Here is a 14901-nt window from a genome sequence, read left to right as displayed (position 1 = left end):
GCCTCACAGTTCTTTCGTCAGCCTGTGGATGAAGTCACGCGACCGTGCGGGTTCGAGTGACACACCCTCCACTCTACGGAAGAGCGTTCGAAAGCTGCTGAGTTGAGCTTCGGAATCGACGAAGGCCGAGCCATGTGGTGCATCCCGTACGACGGTGTCCAGCTTGGGGACGGCGCCGCCCGCGTACACCATCGCGCTTCCGGCATCGATGAAGCGGTCCAGGTCGAAGGGGATGACCCGTACGGTCACGTGGTCCGCTTCCGAGAGTTCGAGGACCCGGTCGAGTTGCGCACGTGATGCGGCGCGGTCGCCGACCCTGATGCGCAGTGCCGCTTCGTGCACCACTGCCTTGTAGGGAATGGGTTGGGCGCCGTCGATGATGGTGCGCCGTTTCATCCGGTGCTCGATGCGCAAGGCGAGCTCGCTCTGGGGGAGTGCGGGCACCCTGTGTGAGAAGACCCCGAGGGCGTACTCCTCGGTCTGCAAGAGGCCCGGGATATGAAGGAAATCCACATCCCACCGAAATGTGGCGTGGTGCTCCAGCTCGGACAGGTCCAGGAAAGGCGTGGGCAGCAGACCCCGGTACTCCTCCCACCAGCCCCGCGTGCGGTCCGTGGCCCATGCCACCAGCGCGTCGATCAACTCATCGTCAGCGCAGGAGTAGTGCGAGGCAAGGCGGCGCACGCGTTCCTCGCTCACGCCCGCGACGCCTGCCTCGATCTGGCTCATCTGGGCGGAATTCGCTCCCAGCAGGGTCGCTGCCTCGGTGGCTTTCAGGCCGGCGGCGTCCCGCAGTTTGCGCAGCTCGGCGCCCAGTCGCAGCTGTCGGGCGGTGGGGTGTCGCCTTGTTGCCATGTGCCCAGCTCTCTGGTCCAACTCGCCTGCCGGGGTGCCCCGTTCGGGTGTCAGGTTACGCGAGTGGCTTGCGTGGTCGCAAGTTTAAGGCATACCGTCAGTGACGCGACGCACACGTTGCGGGACCTCGGGACCCCGGAAGTGCACCACCCCGTCATGCCGTGACGGCCGTGAAACTGCCACCGCCCGCGCCTCGCGGCACCCCCTCAGCCTCAACTCCGCACACCTCAAAGGAGTTCACGCATGCCCAAAACCGAAGCAGAACCCTGGGAGTACGTACTCCACATCCCGCACGACGCCCGTGCCGTCACCGTGTGCCGCCGTACCGTCCGGCTGATCCTCACCATGCACGGCCTGATCCGCCTCGCGGACGTCGCCGAGTTGCTGGCGGCGGAGCTTGTCTCCAATGCCGTACGGCATACGAAGGGCCCCGCGGCCCTGCGCCTGCACTGGCGGAAGGGGGTCCTGCGGATCGGCGCATGGGACGCCAGCCCGGTGCCGCCCCCGTACGACCTGGCGGTTGCCCCCGACGGGGAAGCGGGCCGTGGCCTCGCGCTCGTCCGGGCCTGTGCTGATGACTGGGGCTGGCATCCGCTTCGCCAGGGCGGCGACACCGGCAAGTACGTCTGGTGTGATCTGGCTGCCGCGTAATGCGTGGTTCGCGTTCAGCGGTTGACCGACTGGATCTCCTGGACGTTCATGTCCTGGGTCGTCTCGAAGGTGCCGTTGGGGAGGTCGCCGCCGGTGCCGTCGGAGCCGGTCCAGGTGATCTGCCAGGTGACGGAGGCCTTGAGTTCGTACGGGTTTCCGTCGGTGGCGCGGAGGTAAGTCAGGCCGCAAGGCGGGGTCTTGTCGGCGTCGCCTGTGGCGTACGGGGTGCCGATGCTGTCGTCGTCGTTGATCTTGCACTCGCCGGAGGCGGGGAAGGTCTCGGCGTCATCCGTCCCGGGTTCGAGGTGGAGGCTCACCGGCTTCGCCGTCGTCTCCGCCCAGAGGCCGGTGTTCGGGAGTTCCGCGCGGACCTTGACCTCCTGGAAGGTGCCCTTGTCGAGCCAGACCCAAGTGGGCAGGTTCACCGTGGACTTGGTGGCGGGCTTCAGCTCGATCTCGGTGTCGGGGACCTTGACCTTGTTGTACGCGTACGCGTACTCGGCGAGGGTCTCGGCCGTGGGGGCGTGGGGAACGGTCGGGATTTGGCCGGCGTCCTGCCAGAACATGATGAGGCCGCAGTCCCAGGACCTGGGGTCGCTGTCGTCGGGGGCGACGCTCCGCCAGAAGTAGCCGTCCTTGCCGATGTTGTAGTTGTCGTAGCCCGGGGCGGACGTCATCTTCTCGTCCATGTTCGGCTCGGGTTTGCTGTCCTGGTAGTGGTTGGTCCACAGCTCCTTGCCGAACCAGGACTGGTGGATTCCGACGTCTCCGCTGCCGTCCGTCTCGTCCACGAACCTCTTGAGCCCGTCGGAGGTGAAGACAGGCTCGTACCAGCACGCCGGGGGTCCCCAATTCGGGTCGACCGTCCCGAGGTTGCCCGTCTTTCCGCCGCCGACGCCCTTCACGTACGTGATCTTGATCTGGGAGTGCTTGGCGGAGGCATACACGCTCTGGTCTTCCGAGCCGCCGCTCGGCTGGCCTTCGTGCCGGGGCTTGCCCAGGGCGAGAGCCGGGGACGGGGCCAGAGCGGTGACGAGTATCAGCGGGGCGACCATGGTTCCCAGGATCTTGCGGGGCGTGGCCATCGTCAGCACCCTCCCGGTTCCGTCTCGACCGTCAGCGTCTTCCAGACTCCGTTCGCTTCCTTCCCGAGGCTCGTCCGGTACTGGACCTTCGGGGACTCACCCTTCGGGGTCCCGGCGGTCTCGCCGGTCTTGAGGTCCTTGCTGAATCCCTCGCTCTCGTCAACGCAGTAGAAGAGCGTGGCGCTCGTTTTCGCGTCGCCGAGGTAGGTGATCTCGGGGTCGTAGACCTTGACCTCACCGATGATCGTCAGGCCCTTGTAGCCCTTGACCCATGCGGAGCCGGTGCTCATGGCCGCTGTTCCGCTGTAGTACGAGAGATAGTCGGCTTCGGGATCGCCGTCGATGATCGCGGCGTACGAGGCCCGGAGTCGCTCCTTGCCGTCGTCGAGGGCGGTCTGGAGTTCGGGGTCGCTGTTCGTCCAGCCCTCGAAGTCTGCCTGGAAGGTCTCGGGGAGCTTGATGTCCGGCCGGTTCGCGTCCGACGCGGCCGAGACGGAGACCGAGGGCGAGGGGCTGCTCGTTCCCGTGTCCGCGCCCTTGATGTCGTCCGAGGACGAGTCGTCGCTTCCGCCGCAGGCGGTGAGGAGGATGGCCGTGCTCGCGGTGAACGCGATGGCGGCGGTGGTCATGGTGCGACGGGCCACGGGCCTGCTCCCCCAGTGATGCGGCTGTGTGCGACAGAGAACGAAGCTATCAAGGGTGAGCAGAAGAGTGAGTAGAGGGATCAGGGCGGTGGTGGGGGATTGTGTGAGGGCCGTGAGAAGTGTGACGTGACGGTTGCGAATGGTGTGGAGGGTGGGCGCGCGAGGGTCGCCAAACGGCGGGCAAGTCGGGCTTAGTGGGCGGAAGGTGAGGAATCGGTTCAGGTGGCGGTACCCGCCCCCTGGTTGGCCCTCCGCGCCAAACATAAGATCTCAGTAGGCTCAGCACGCCCCCCTTGTCCCACCCCCTCCGCACACGACCCCAGGACACCCGCCATGGCCCGACGCACCACTTCTTCAAGCTCCACGGGAAGCCCGCCGGGTCCGAGGAATCGGACGCCGCAGCCCCTGCCCCGGCGTCGTCGGACGTTCGGGGACATCGCGAAGGCGTTCGGGGCGTTCCTCGCTCTGGTCGTGCTGCTGGTCGGGGTGCCCGGCGCGCTGGCGACGCAGTTGGGGTGGCCGCTGCCGAGCGGGGCTCCGACGCTGGACTGGCTGCAGCAGGAGATCACGGTCGGCACGTTCCTCAACGTGCTGAGCGTCCTCGTCTGGTTCGCCTGGGCCCAGTTCACCGCCTGCGTGCTCGTCGAGGTGAAGGCCGCGCTGTCGGGCGTAGGGCTGCCGAACCGCGTACCGGGTGCAGGGCCCAGCCAGTTGCTCGCGCGCCAACTCGTCGCCGCGTTGCTGCTCGTGGGCGCCACCGCGGCCAGCTTCACACCGGGGCTCTCGCAGTTCGGGCAGGGCATGGAGGGGAACCAGCGGGGGAGCGTCGCCGTCGCCCAGCAGACGCCGGGCGGGCTGTTCGGGCAGCAGCAGGAGCAGGCCGCCTCGAACGCGGCCGCCGCCATCGCCGAGCAGGCCGCCAACGCCGCGTCGCACGCTGAGAGTTTGAGCAGTACGGCCACGGCGGGCGACACCAAGTACTACCGGATCCAGCCGCCCGAAGGCCGTCACCACGACTCGATGTGGGAGGTCGCCGAGCGGCATCTGGGCGACGGGCGCCGGTACAAGGAGATCTACGAGCTCAACAAGGACCGTACGCAGCCCGACGGTTCCAAACTGTCTGAGGCGAGTCTCATCCGGCCCGGCTGGATCCTGGAGATGCCGGCCGACGCCCGCGGCGGCGACCTCGTCGAGATGCCGGACGAGGCGCCCAAGGCCTCGGAGCAGGTCCAGCAGCAGATCCAGGAGTACGCCAGGACAGGGTCAGGGGACCAGCAACAAGGCGCGCAGCAAGGTGGCCAGTTGGGCGCGGGCTCCGGCGATCGCGACACTGCGCACATCCACGTGCCCCAGCAGCGGCCCGACAGCGAGCAGCAGCAGGCGCAGCCCGCGCAGGCGGCTTCCGCCGACGACAGCGGCTTCTCCTTCGGGCTGCCCGAAGCCCTCGTCGGCGCGCCCCTGCTCGCCGCCGGCCTGCTCGGCGCTCTCGGGCGTCGGCGCCGTCAGGCGCTCTGGCAGTCGGCGCTCGGTGCCGTCGGTGGGCGCCGCGGGATGGAGCCGCCGACCCCGACGGGCTCCGCCGCGGACGCGCAGGACGCGCTGCTCGTGGGCGCCGACCCCGAGGGCGTACGCCTGCTCGACCTGTCGCTGCGCGGGCTCGCCGCGGCGCTCGCCGCCGAGTCGCGGCCGCTGCCGACCGTCTACGCGGCCTGGCTCAGCGGCAACGGCGACCTGCACCTCCAACTCGCCCAGCCGGCCGGAAAGCCGCCCGCGCCCTGGCAGCTCGGACAGGACCAGACGTTCTGGATGCTGGCGCGGACGGACGCGGAGCGGTACGAGGATGTCGACACCGCCGCTCCCTACCCGGGGCTCGTCAGCCTCGGGACGATGGACGACTCCCGGCTGCTCCTCAACCTTGAGTCCGTCCCCGGGATCGTCTCCCTCAGTGGCAGCGACAGTGACCGCGCCGGTGTCTTCGCCTCCGTGGCCGCCGAGTTGGCCACCAACGGCTGGTCCGACCGCATGACGATCACGCTCGTCGGCTTCGGGCAGGACCTCACGCCGCTCGCGCCCAACCGGCTGCGCCACCTCGACGACATCGAGGCGCTCCTTGAGACCATGGAGGCGGAGACCCGGCAGCGGCGCGGCGCGCTGGGCGCCGCCGGTCACGACTCGGTCCTCACCGGGCGTACGGGCCCCGCCCAGCACACCCGTTGGGCCCCGCACCTCGTGCTGCTCGCGGCCGAACCGCAGGGCGAGGACGCGGTCAGGCTCGCCGAACTCGCCTCCGATGCCAGCCGGTTGGGCATCGGATACCTCGTCGGCACCGAGAGCGGTGATCTGCCCGGCGCCGCCTGGGAGATGGAGATCACCGCCGCGGGCAAGCTGCTCGCCCCGCTGCTCGGCCTCGAACTCGACGCGCAGACACTGCCGTTGGCCTTGCAGCAGGCGGTCGTGGAGCTGTTCGTCGAGGCGGACCCGGAGCGGGAGAGCACCAACGCCGCCACGCCGCCGTTCCTCGTCGACATCAGCGAGCAAGGGCGGCCGGCCGTGTACGCACGGCTCGTTGGCCCGTACGAGATCATCGGTCTTGAGGCGCCCGACGGTGAGCGCAGCCCGCTGATGCACGAGGCGCTCGCGCTGCTGCTGCTGCACCGCGAGGGGGTGCACCCGCGGGTGCTGTCCTCCGCGCTGTGGCCGCGCGGGGTCACCGACGACGTACGCGACGCGCTCGTCGAGCGGCTGCGGAGCTGGCTGGGCAACGACCCGGACGGCACGCCGCGACTCGGCACCGACGCGAGCGGGCGGCTCACACTCGCCAAGTCCGTCGTCTCCGACCTGGATGTGCTGCGCTCGCTCTACCACGAGGCGACCCAGGGGCAGGGCGTCAACAGCCGTGCGGTGCGCGGGCGGTTGCTCACGGACGCGCTCGTACTCGTACGCGGTCCGCTGCTCGCCGACCGCCCGCAGGGTCGGTACGGCTGGCTCACCCACGAGATCATCGACGCCCAACTCCCGTTGCTCGTCGCGGACATCGGGCTCGCGCTCGCCGAGTTCCACCTGGAGAAGGGGCGCGCCGAGAAGGCCATCGAGGCCCTCAACGCCTCCCTGAACTCGGCTCCTTCCGACGAACGCCTCTGGAACGAACTGCTGCGCGCGACGCACGCGACGGGTGACAGCGACCGCCTCAAGCGCCTCGCCGCCGATCTCGTCTCCCGCAGCGGCGCCCGCGGGGTGCCGCCGCGCACGGAGGCACTCCTCGACGAGCTGCTGCCCATGTGGCGCAGTGGCGTGGCAGCGGTGGGATGAGTGAGCCGGCGCTGATCGCCGTCGCCGTGGTGTGGGGCGCGGCGGCGGGGCTGCTGCTGCCCCGAGCCGCGTACCGGCTCGCGGTCGAACCCGACCAGTCGTGGCGCGACAGCTGTCCCGCCGGGCACCCGATCACCGGCCTCGCGAAAGGCTGGCTCGGACTCGCGAGGTGCGGTGCCTGTACGGCGGGGGAGGCGCCCGGCAGCACCGGGGCCGCGTCGGCGGGTGTGCAGTCTGCCTCCGCGAGCGGACCGTCGTACGGCCCCCGCACCCCCCTCATCTCCCTGGTCACCGCCCTCCTCTGCGCCGCCCTCGCCCTGGCCACCGGCAGCCGGCCCGAACTCGGCGTCTGGCTGCTGCTCGCGCCGCTCGGGGTGCTGCTCGCGGTGGTGGACTACAAGGTGCAGCGGCTGCCCGACGCCCTGACTCTGCCGCTCGCCGCGGCGGCCCTCGCGCTGCTCGGCGTGGCCGCTGCCGTCCCCGAGCACGCGGGGGACTGGCTGACCGCGCTGTTCGGGGCGCTCGCGCTCGGCGGCGCGTACTTCGTCCTCTTCCTCATCAATCCGAACGGCATGGGGTTCGGCGACGTGAAGCTCGCGCTCGGACTCGGGGCGGTGCTCGGCTGGTACGGGTGGAGCACGGTGTTCCTGGGGACCTTCGCCGGGTTCCTGCTCGGGGCGCTGTACGGGGCCGGGCTGGTGGTGGCGCGGCGCGCGGGGCGCAAGACGTCGATCCCGTTCGGGCCGTTCCTGATCGCGGGGGCGTACGTCGGGCTCCTGATCGGGGCGTACGCGGCCTGACGTCGGGCTTGTCAGAAGGATATCGGGGCCTACGCGGCCTGACGTCGGGCTTGTCAGAAGGATATCGGGGCCTACGCGGCCTGACGTCGGGCTTGTCAGAAGGCTGGCGTAGTCTGGCTTGGCCCGTCCACACCCCTATGAAAGGGACACTCCCGGTGACCGAGAAGGCCGACCTTCAGTCCGTCCTCGACCGTGCCGCCGAGGGTGGGCGGATCACCCCGGAAGAGGCGCTCGACCTCTACCGCGACGCCCCGCTGCACGCGCTGGGCGTCGCCGCCGACGCCGTGCGCAAGCGGCGGTACGCGGGAACCGAGCACATCGCCACGTACATCATCGAGCGCAACATCAACTACACGAACGTGTGCGTCACGGCCTGCAAGTTCTGCGCTTTCTACGCGCCCCCGAAGGACACCGCCAAGGGCTGGACGCGCGACCTCGACGACATCCTGCGCCGCTGTGCGGAGACGGTCGAGCTGGGCGGCACGCAGATCATGTTCCAGGGCGGTCACCACCCGGACTTCGGCGTCGAGTACTACGAGAAGCACTTCGCCGCGATCAAGGAAGCCTTCCCCCAGCTGGTCATCCACTCCCTCGGCGCGTCCGAGGTCGAGCACATGGCCCGTATCTCCAAGGTGTCGGTGGAAGAGGCCATCGCGCGGATCCACGCCGCGGGCCTCGACTCCTTCGCCGGCGCCGGTGCCGAGCTGCTGCCCGCACGGCCGCGCAAGGCCATCGCCCCGCTGAAGGAGAGCGGCGAGCGCTGGCTGGAGATCATGGAGGCCGCGCACAACCTGGGCGTCGAGTCCACGTCGACCATGCTCATGGGCACCGGCGAGACCAACGCCGAGCGCATCGAGCACCTGCGGATGATCCGTGACGTACAGGACCGGACGGGCGGCTTCCGCGCCTTCATCCCGTACACCTACCAGCCCGAGAACAACCACCTGAAGGGCCGGACGCAGGCCACGCTCTTCGAGTACCTGCGGATCATCGCGATCGCGCGGCTGTTCATGGACAACATCGCCCACATCCAGGGCTCCTGGCTCACCACCGGCAAGGAGGTCGGCCAGCTGTCCCTGCACTACGGCGCGGACGACCTCGGTTCGATCATGCTGGAGGAGAACGTCGTCTCCTCCGCCGGTGCCAAGCACCGCTCCAACCGCATGGAGATCATCGACCTGATCCGCAAGGCCGGGCGCGTGCCCGCCCAGCGGACGACGACGTACGAGCACATCCTTGTCCACGACGACCCGGCGAACGACCCCGTCGACGAGCGCGTCGCCTCGCACATCTCGTCCACGGCGATCGAGGGCGGCACGGCACACCCCGAGTTGAAGCTGCTCGCGTCCAACTAGCCTTGCCGTGCTGACGATTCACGCAGCCGACGAGGTGCGGCGCGGCTGGGACGGCCCGCCGCTCAAGGACGCCGGGGTTGCCGTCGAGGGTGACCGGGTCGCGGGCGTCGGCGCGCTCGACGAGCTGCGCGAGCGGTTTCCGGGGGCGCGATTGAGGCACTGGCCCGGGGTCCTGGGGCCCGCCCTCGTCCACGAGGGGCCGCTGCCCGAGGCGCCGTCACCGCGTGAACGCCTGCATGCCGTACTGAAGTCGGGCGCCACCGCCGTACTGGCGGAGTACGCCGGCACGCCCGCCCTGCGCACCGCCGCCGCCCGCAACGACATCGCCGTACTCCTGCGTACGAAGAAGACCGCGATCGCCGACGCCGGACGTGCCGACCTCGCGGTCTTCGACGCGGACGGGTTGTGCCTCGCCACCGTGTGCGCGGGGCGCCTGGTGCACCGGCGCCGTTGAACCATCCGGCGCTGCACCAGGCGCCGTCAGGTCATCCGGCGGTGCACCGGCGCCGTCGAATTACCCGGCGAGTGCGTCTGCCGACCGTCCGGTGGGTGCCTGTGCCGACCGTCCGGCGAGTGCCTGCGCGCATCACTCGGCGAGCGCCTGCGCGCATCACCCGGCGAGCGCCTTCGCGAACGCCCCCGCGCTCTGCTCGACCCCGCTGCAGTCCGTGGCCGCGTCGTCGTTCGCCGAGTCGTCCTCACACTGCTGGTCGCGGAAGGTCGACCAGAGCGAGACCCAGGCGACCCCCTGCTCCGCGGCGAACGTCCGGACCTGCGCCGCGTCGGACAGCGTGAACGTCTCGTCGGCGACGTCGTTGACGCCGATCATCGAGGTGAGGGCGAGGCCGTGCCAGGCGTCCTCGGAGGAGAGGCCGAAGACGTCCGCCAGCTGGGTGTGGGCGGCCTTGGCGGAAGTGATCGCGTAGTCGCCCATGTCACCGTCGTACGAACTGCCGTAGTTCATGGTCATGATGTTGACGGTGGAGACCGCCACGGAGTTGTCGTTGGCGGACTCCAGGAGTGCCAGGCTGTCGGCGTCGAGGCCGGACGGCATCACGGGCAGCGTGAAGGAGACCTGGAGGCCGGTGCGCTCCTTCTGGAGCAGCGCGATCGCCTCGGAGCGCAGCGCGACCGAGGCGGAGTCGGTCAGCGCGTCACCCTCGATGTCGAAGTCCGCCTGGTTCGACCCGGCGGCATCGAGCGCGGCGCCGTAGGCCGCCGCGAGCGCCGACGCGCTGTCGCAGGTCTCAGCGAGCTCCTTGCCGGACGCCCCGCCGAAGGAGACGCGCACGTCCGCACCGGACTCCGTGAGCGCGGAGATCCGGGACTTCACGGCCGAGTCGTCGATCGCGTCCGTGCCGTTCCACGTCGGTGTGCAGTCGCTGCCGTCCGAGATCACGAAAGCCAGGTTGTACGCCGTCGGGGACCCGGCGGAGTCCGTGGCGGAGGCGTCCGTGGCGCTCACATAAGGGGTGTACGAGGTGGACGACGACTCGCTCTGCGCGGGAGACGACGCGGTGCCTGAGGGCTCCGAAGTCATCGCGCCCGAACCCGCGTTGCCGCCCGAGGAGCACCCCGCACAGGCCAGAGCCACCAGGCAGACGAGCCCGGCGGCCGGCTTCAGCAAACTCCTCATTGCGCATGCACCGCTCTCGTGATTTCTGTCTCAGGATGGAAACAAAGCGCGTTATCGCAGTGGAAAGGTGTCACATGAGGCCGTGAATCATGAATACAGCAAAGGCACAGAAGGCTCATGGGGAAGTGCTTGCAAATCGGATAAATCGGTCGTGGAAATGGTGCGTAAGGTCTATATGGGGCCTCCTTGAGTTGGGAGGGTGCTGGTGGATTCTCTTATGGGAATGACAGGCGGAGATGTTTCTCATTGGCGCCTCACATCAGAACCCGAGTTTTTGACACATAAATCCCACCTAATGTCTGGGGAATGCAATCCGAGTCCGCCATCGAAAACCGCACCACTGCGCGCGGCCGCCGCAACTGCAAACGTGACAACGGGCCCGCCGACGGTCCCGTGTTCGTGGACAACTCCGGGCGCAGATCACGTCTCCTGCGCCGAGTCGGCACCCTTGTCGGTGTCGTCTGCCTGGGGTACGCGGTCGTGCTCGGTATGGCCTTCATGGGCTGGGGCATCTCGGTGACACCTTCCGCCCTGATTCCCTTCAGGGGCGGCCAGGCAGGCGGCGAACCCGGAGCCGGGGGCCACGGCCAGCTGCTGGGCGGCCGGACTCATGACGGAACTCCGCCCGCGCAGCCCTCCGCCGTACCCACGGGCGAAGCCCCGTCCGCCTCCCCGTCCGCCTCCCCGTCCGTCTCCGTCTCCCCGTCAGTCTCCGTCTCCCCGTCCGTCTCGGCCTCCGCGTCGGCCTCCACCGGCGCCAACTGACCGGAGGGCGACGACACTTATGACTACGACGACCTCGCGCGGCCGGCGACGGGCCCCCTCCCGGATGGAGCGGGCCGCCGGCAGGGCCTCCGCGCTGCAGAAGCCGCGTGTGATCCTTGCCGTGCTGATCCTGCTGGCCCTGTCCAGCGTGATGCTTCTCGACGGCTATCTGCGCTCGGAGATCGGCAACGACTCGCGGGTCCGCGACGGCGCGGCCTACGACAAGGTTCCCCAGAAGGTCCTTGAGGGCGGCCCCATCCTGACGTTCGACGACGGCGCGGAGAAGACGCAGGCCGTGCCCGACAAGACCATCGTGCTCACCTTCGACGACGGTCCCAACCCGACCTGGACCCCCCAGATCCTCAAGATCCTTGAGGAGAACGACGTACGCGCCACGTTCTTCATGGTCGGTTCGGCGGTCTCGCGCAATCCGGGCATCGTGAAGGACCTGGTGAACCAGGGCAACGAGGTGGGCATCCACACCTTCACGCACGTCGACCTCTCCTACCAGAGCACGGCGCGGCTCCAGCGCGAGGTGAAACAGACGCAGCTCGCGCTGGCGGGTGCCGCGGGGATCCAGACGACGCTGTTCCGCGCCCCGTACTCCTCCGAGATCGACGCCGTCGACAACTACAGCTGGCCGGTCTACGAGGAGATCGGCGCCCTCGGCTACACCAGCGTCTTCGTCGACGACGACAGCGACGACTGGAAGCAGCCGGGTGTCTCCCAGATCATCAAGGGCGCCACGCCAAAGGGCAGCAAGGGCACCGTCGTCCTCATGCACGACGCGGGCGGCGACCGCGCACAGACGGTCAAGGCGCTCGGCACGTACATCAAGGACATGAAGGCGAAGGGGTACTCCTTCACCACGGTCAGCGGCGCCGAGGCCAAGCTGCGCAGCGAGGACTCGGGTGACGCGGACGCCGTAGGGGTCGCTCAACAGCCCGGTCAGTCCACTGAGTCCGGTCAGCCCAGTCAGTCCGCTGAGCCCGGCCAGTCCGGTCAGTCCGGCCAGTCCGCGGAGCCCGGTCAGTCCGGTCAGCAGTTGCCGGGGGTGGGCCGGGGCACCGCCGGCCGGAACACCGAGCAAGCCGCGCAATCCACGGCCACCGGCGCCACCCTCTACGAGGGCAAGGCACTCATCGCGGCGGTCGCGGTCGCCGAGTGGGTCGTACCGGTGCTCGCCTGGTTCCTGGGCGTCGTCGGCGTCGCCGTCATGGGCAGATTCGGGATGATGCTGATCCTCGCCCGCCGCCACCACAGACAGCGCAACAAGAAGCGCGGCAAGCGCGGCCAGTTCAGCTGGGGACCGACGGTCACCAGGCCGGTGACCGTGATCGTGCCCGCGTACAACGAGAAGGAGTGCATCGCCAACACCCTTCACTCGCTGGCGAAGAGCACCCATCCGATCGAGATCATCGTCGTCGACGACGGTTCCACGGACGGCACGAAGGAGATCGCCGAGTCGCTCGGCATGCCGAACGTCCGGGTCATCCGGCAGGAGAACGCGGGCAAGCCGGCCGCGCTCAACAACGGTGTGCGCAACGCCAGTTACGACATCGTCGTGATGATGGACGGCGACACCGTCTTCGAGCCGGACGCCGTGCACCAGCTCGTGCAGCCCTTCGCGCGCCCCGAGATCGGCGCGGTCGCCGGCAACGCCAAGGTCGGCAATCGCAACACCCTCATCGGGGCCTGGCAGCACATCGAGTACGTGATGGGCTTCAACCTCGACCGCCGCATGTACGACCTGCTGCGCTGCATGCCGACCATCCCGGGCGCGATCGGCGCGTTCCGCCGGGACGCGGTGATCGAGGTCGGCGGCATGAGCGAGGACACGCTCGCCGAGGACACCGACATCACCATCGCCATGCACCGCGGTGGCTGGCGGGTCGTCTACCAGGAGCACGCCATCGCCTGGACGGAGGCGCCGGGTTCCTTCAAGCAGCTGTGGTCGCAGCGCTACCGCTGGTCCTACGGCACCATGCAGGCGCTGTGGAAGCACCGCAAGTCGCTGACGGACAGGGGTCCTTCGGGCCGCTTCGGCCGGGTCGGCATGCCGCTGGTCGTGATCTTCCAGATCGTCACGCCGGTCTTCGCGCCGCTCATCGACGTGTTCACCGTCTACTCGATGATCTTCGTGGACTTCCAGGCGGCGCTGCTCGCCTGGCTGGCCGTCCTCGGCATCCAACTCTTCTGCGCGGCCTACGCGTTCCACCTCGACAAGGAGAAGTACCGCTACCTCGCGATGATGCCGCTCCAGCAACTCGCCTACCGCCAGATGATGTACCTCGTCCTGATCCACTCCAGCGTCACAGCCCTGACCGGCGGACGACTCCGCTGGCAGAAGCTCAAGCGCACGGGCGAGGTCGGGACTCCGGCGGGGGTGAGCTAGGTGAGCTGGGGGTCGGAGCAACCGGGGCAACAACAGGCGTACGGCCAGGAGGGGTACGAGTACGGGGAGCAGCCTTGGCCGTACGTGCAGGGGTACGCGCAGCAACCGTACGAGGAGGGGTACGCGCAGCAACCGTACGTGCAGGGGTACCCGCGGCAGCCGTACGAGCAGGGGTACGCGGAGCAGGAGCAGGAGCAGGAGCAGGAGCAGGAACCGGAGCAGGAACCGGAGCCCGTGCCCGAGCCGAGGGCCGGCGCCCGTGACCGCTACTTCGACGCACTGCGCGCCGTGGCACTCGTCCGCGTGGTGGCGTACCACACCTTCGGCTGGGCATGGGCAGGCCTGGTCTTCCCGTCGATGGGCGTGATGTTCGCGCTCGCCGGCACGCTGATGGCCAAGTCCCTGGAGCGCCCCGCGCTCAAAGTGGTCAGGAGCAGGATGCGGCGGCTGCTTCCGCCGTTCTGGTTCTGGGGTGTCTTCGTCGTGGTGGCGATGCTGATCCACGACTGGATGCCGGGCTGGCAGATCGTCTTCTGGATCGTGCCGGTCGGCGATCCGCCGGGCAACCACTGGGGCATCCAGGCCTGGGAGATCCTCTGGTACCTGCGGACGTACCTCTGGTTCGTGCTGCTGTCGCCGCTGCTCCTGTGGATCTTCCGGAAGGCACCGATTCCGGTCCTGCTCCTCTCTCTCGTCCCGATCGTGGTGTTCCAGTACGGGTGGACGCCCCCGTGGAACCGCTTCGGCAGCGCGATCACGGACCTCGCCACCTACCTCTTCTGCTGGCTCGTCGGCTTCGCGCACCGCGAGGGCGTGCTCCGGCGGCTGAGACCTCCGTCGGTGGTCCTGGCGTCGCTGGCCGCGCTGGCGTACGGCGGCTGGTACGCCTTCGCCCACCAGGGGGAGTTCGGCACGTACGACCTGGACGAGATCCCACTCGCCCAGGCCTTCTGGTCGGCCGGCTTCGTCACGCTCCTGATGTACTTCAAGGCGTACTACGACGTCGACTTCGCATGGCTGGCCCGCTTCAAACGGCTCGACAGGATCGTGACGATCTTCAATGGGCGGGCCGTGACGATCTATCTCTGGCACGAGATCGCGCTGGTACTGGCAGTTCCACTGATCGACCAGTTCTGGAAGGTCCCCGCGTTCGAGAAATGGCTGCCGCTGGAGAGCCAGTGGTTCATGTTCGGCATCGGCTGGGTGCTGATCTGGATCGCGATCCCGCTCTTCGGCTGGGTCGAGGACGTCGCGGCGAAGAAGAAGCCGAAGCTGCTGCCGTAGGCCCGTAGGCCCGTAGGCAGGCAGGTCCGGAGGTCCGGAGGTCATAGGCCATAGGCCATAGGCCGCAGTCCGTGGGATCCTAGACCGTAGACCGTTAAGTCTGTTTTGTTGGAGACCGGCGT

Annotated in this window: 12 protein-coding genes; 8 read left to right on the top strand and 4 right to left on the bottom strand. The window is 68.8% G+C overall.

Annotation, left to right across the window (positions count from 1 at the left end):
• Positions 1-3: 3 nt before the first annotated feature.
• Positions 4-855, bottom strand: a complete 852-nt coding sequence (locus ACFYPC_RS25495) for a helix-turn-helix domain-containing protein (RefSeq protein WP_388680356.1) — start codon at positions 853-855, stop codon at positions 4-6.
• Between the two features lie 243 nt (positions 856-1098).
• Here ACFYPC_RS25495 and ACFYPC_RS25490 point away from each other — a divergent pair, with 243 nt between their 5' ends.
• Positions 1099-1506 carry an ATP-binding protein gene (locus ACFYPC_RS25490; protein WP_388680353.1) on the top strand — a complete coding sequence of 136 codons (408 nt, stop codon included), beginning with the start codon at positions 1099-1101 and terminating at the stop codon, positions 1504-1506.
• A 14-nt stretch (positions 1507-1520) separates the two neighbouring features.
• Here the strand turns inward: ACFYPC_RS25490 and ACFYPC_RS25485 are convergent, their stop codons facing one another.
• Positions 1521-2591 carry a hypothetical protein gene (locus ACFYPC_RS25485; protein ID WP_388680350.1) on the bottom strand — a complete coding sequence of 357 codons (1071 nt, stop codon included), beginning with the start codon at positions 2589-2591 and terminating at the stop codon, positions 1521-1523.
• 2 nt (positions 2592-2593) lie between these two features.
• Positions 2594-3235 (bottom strand): hypothetical protein, encoded by a 642-nt coding sequence (locus ACFYPC_RS25480; protein WP_388680347.1) that lies wholly within the window; start codon positions 3233-3235, stop codon positions 2594-2596.
• A 333-nt stretch (positions 3236-3568) separates the two neighbouring features.
• Between ACFYPC_RS25480 and ACFYPC_RS25475 the strand changes: the two genes are divergently transcribed.
• From ACFYPC_RS25475 to ACFYPC_RS25460, 4 genes are all read left to right on the top strand, one after another.
• The gene (locus ACFYPC_RS25475; RefSeq protein ID WP_388680344.1) at positions 3569-6544 is read left to right on the top strand and encodes a BTAD domain-containing putative transcriptional regulator; all 2976 of its coding nucleotides are present in this window, start codon (positions 3569-3571) and stop codon (positions 6542-6544) included.
• Positions 6541-7344 (top strand): prepilin peptidase, encoded by an 804-nt coding sequence (locus tag ACFYPC_RS25470; protein WP_388680342.1) that lies wholly within the window; start codon positions 6541-6543, stop codon positions 7342-7344. Before ACFYPC_RS25475 ends, ACFYPC_RS25470 begins: the two co-directional genes overlap by 4 nt.
• Before the next feature lie 155 nt (positions 7345-7499).
• On the top strand, positions 7500-8699 hold the full coding sequence (gene mqnC / locus ACFYPC_RS25465) for a cyclic dehypoxanthinyl futalosine synthase (RefSeq protein WP_388680339.1): 1200 nt from the start codon (positions 7500-7502) through the stop codon (positions 8697-8699).
• Positions 8700-8706: 7 nt separating this feature from the next.
• Positions 8707-9153, top strand: a complete 447-nt coding sequence (locus tag ACFYPC_RS25460) for a hypothetical protein (protein WP_388680336.1) — start codon at positions 8707-8709, stop codon at positions 9151-9153.
• A gap of 156 nt (positions 9154-9309) precedes the next feature.
• On the opposite strand, the gene ACFYPC_RS25455 is transcribed toward ACFYPC_RS25460, so the two are convergent.
• The gene (locus ACFYPC_RS25455; RefSeq protein ID WP_388680334.1) at positions 9310-10335 is read right to left on the bottom strand and encodes a chitinase; all 1026 of its coding nucleotides are present in this window, start codon (positions 10333-10335) and stop codon (positions 9310-9312) included.
• Between the two features lie 306 nt (positions 10336-10641).
• Here ACFYPC_RS25455 and ACFYPC_RS25450 point away from each other — a divergent pair, with 306 nt between their 5' ends.
• The 3 genes from ACFYPC_RS25450 to ACFYPC_RS25440 are packed head-to-tail and all read left to right on the top strand — an operon-like array spanning position 10642 to position 14779.
• A complete protein-coding gene (locus ACFYPC_RS25450; protein ID WP_388680331.1) occupies positions 10642-11100 on the top strand; it encodes a hypothetical protein in 459 nt (152 codons plus the stop codon).
• Positions 11101-11119: 19 nt separating this feature from the next.
• Positions 11120-13495, top strand: coding sequence for a glycosyltransferase (locus tag ACFYPC_RS25445; protein ID WP_388680328.1), 2376 nt, complete (start codon positions 11120-11122; stop codon positions 13493-13495).
• Positions 13496-14779, top strand: a complete 1284-nt coding sequence (locus tag ACFYPC_RS25440) for an acyltransferase (protein ID WP_388680325.1) — start codon at positions 13496-13498, stop codon at positions 14777-14779.
• The last annotated feature ends 122 nt before the right edge of the window (positions 14780-14901 follow it).

The sequence above is a fragment of the Streptomyces sp. NPDC005808 genome, assembly GCF_042871385.1.
GTDB lineage: Bacteria > Actinomycetota > Actinomycetes > Streptomycetales > Streptomycetaceae > Streptomyces.
This window is presented reverse-complemented; position numbering and strand designations above follow the sequence as displayed.

Coding starts and splice junctions, on each gene's coding strand:
- ACFYPC_RS25495 (WP_388680356.1), bottom strand. CDS start 855: ATGGCAACAAGGCGACACCCCACCGCCCGACAGCTGCGACTGGGCGCC.
- ACFYPC_RS25445 (WP_388680328.1), top strand. CDS start 11,120: ATGACTACGACGACCTCGCGCGGCCGGCGACGGGCCCCCTCCCGGATG.
- ACFYPC_RS25490 (WP_388680353.1), top strand. CDS start 1,099: ATGCCCAAAACCGAAGCAGAACCCTGGGAGTACGTACTCCACATCCCG.
- ACFYPC_RS25485 (WP_388680350.1), bottom strand. CDS start 2,591: ATGGCCACGCCCCGCAAGATCCTGGGAACCATGGTCGCCCCGCTGATA.
- ACFYPC_RS25455 (WP_388680334.1), bottom strand. CDS start 10,335: ATGAGGAGTTTGCTGAAGCCGGCCGCCGGGCTCGTCTGCCTGGTGGCT.
- ACFYPC_RS25475 (WP_388680344.1), top strand. CDS start 3,569: ATGGCCCGACGCACCACTTCTTCAAGCTCCACGGGAAGCCCGCCGGGT.
- ACFYPC_RS25470 (WP_388680342.1), top strand. CDS start 6,541: ATGAGTGAGCCGGCGCTGATCGCCGTCGCCGTGGTGTGGGGCGCGGCG.
- ACFYPC_RS25450 (WP_388680331.1), top strand. CDS start 10,642: ATGCAATCCGAGTCCGCCATCGAAAACCGCACCACTGCGCGCGGCCGC.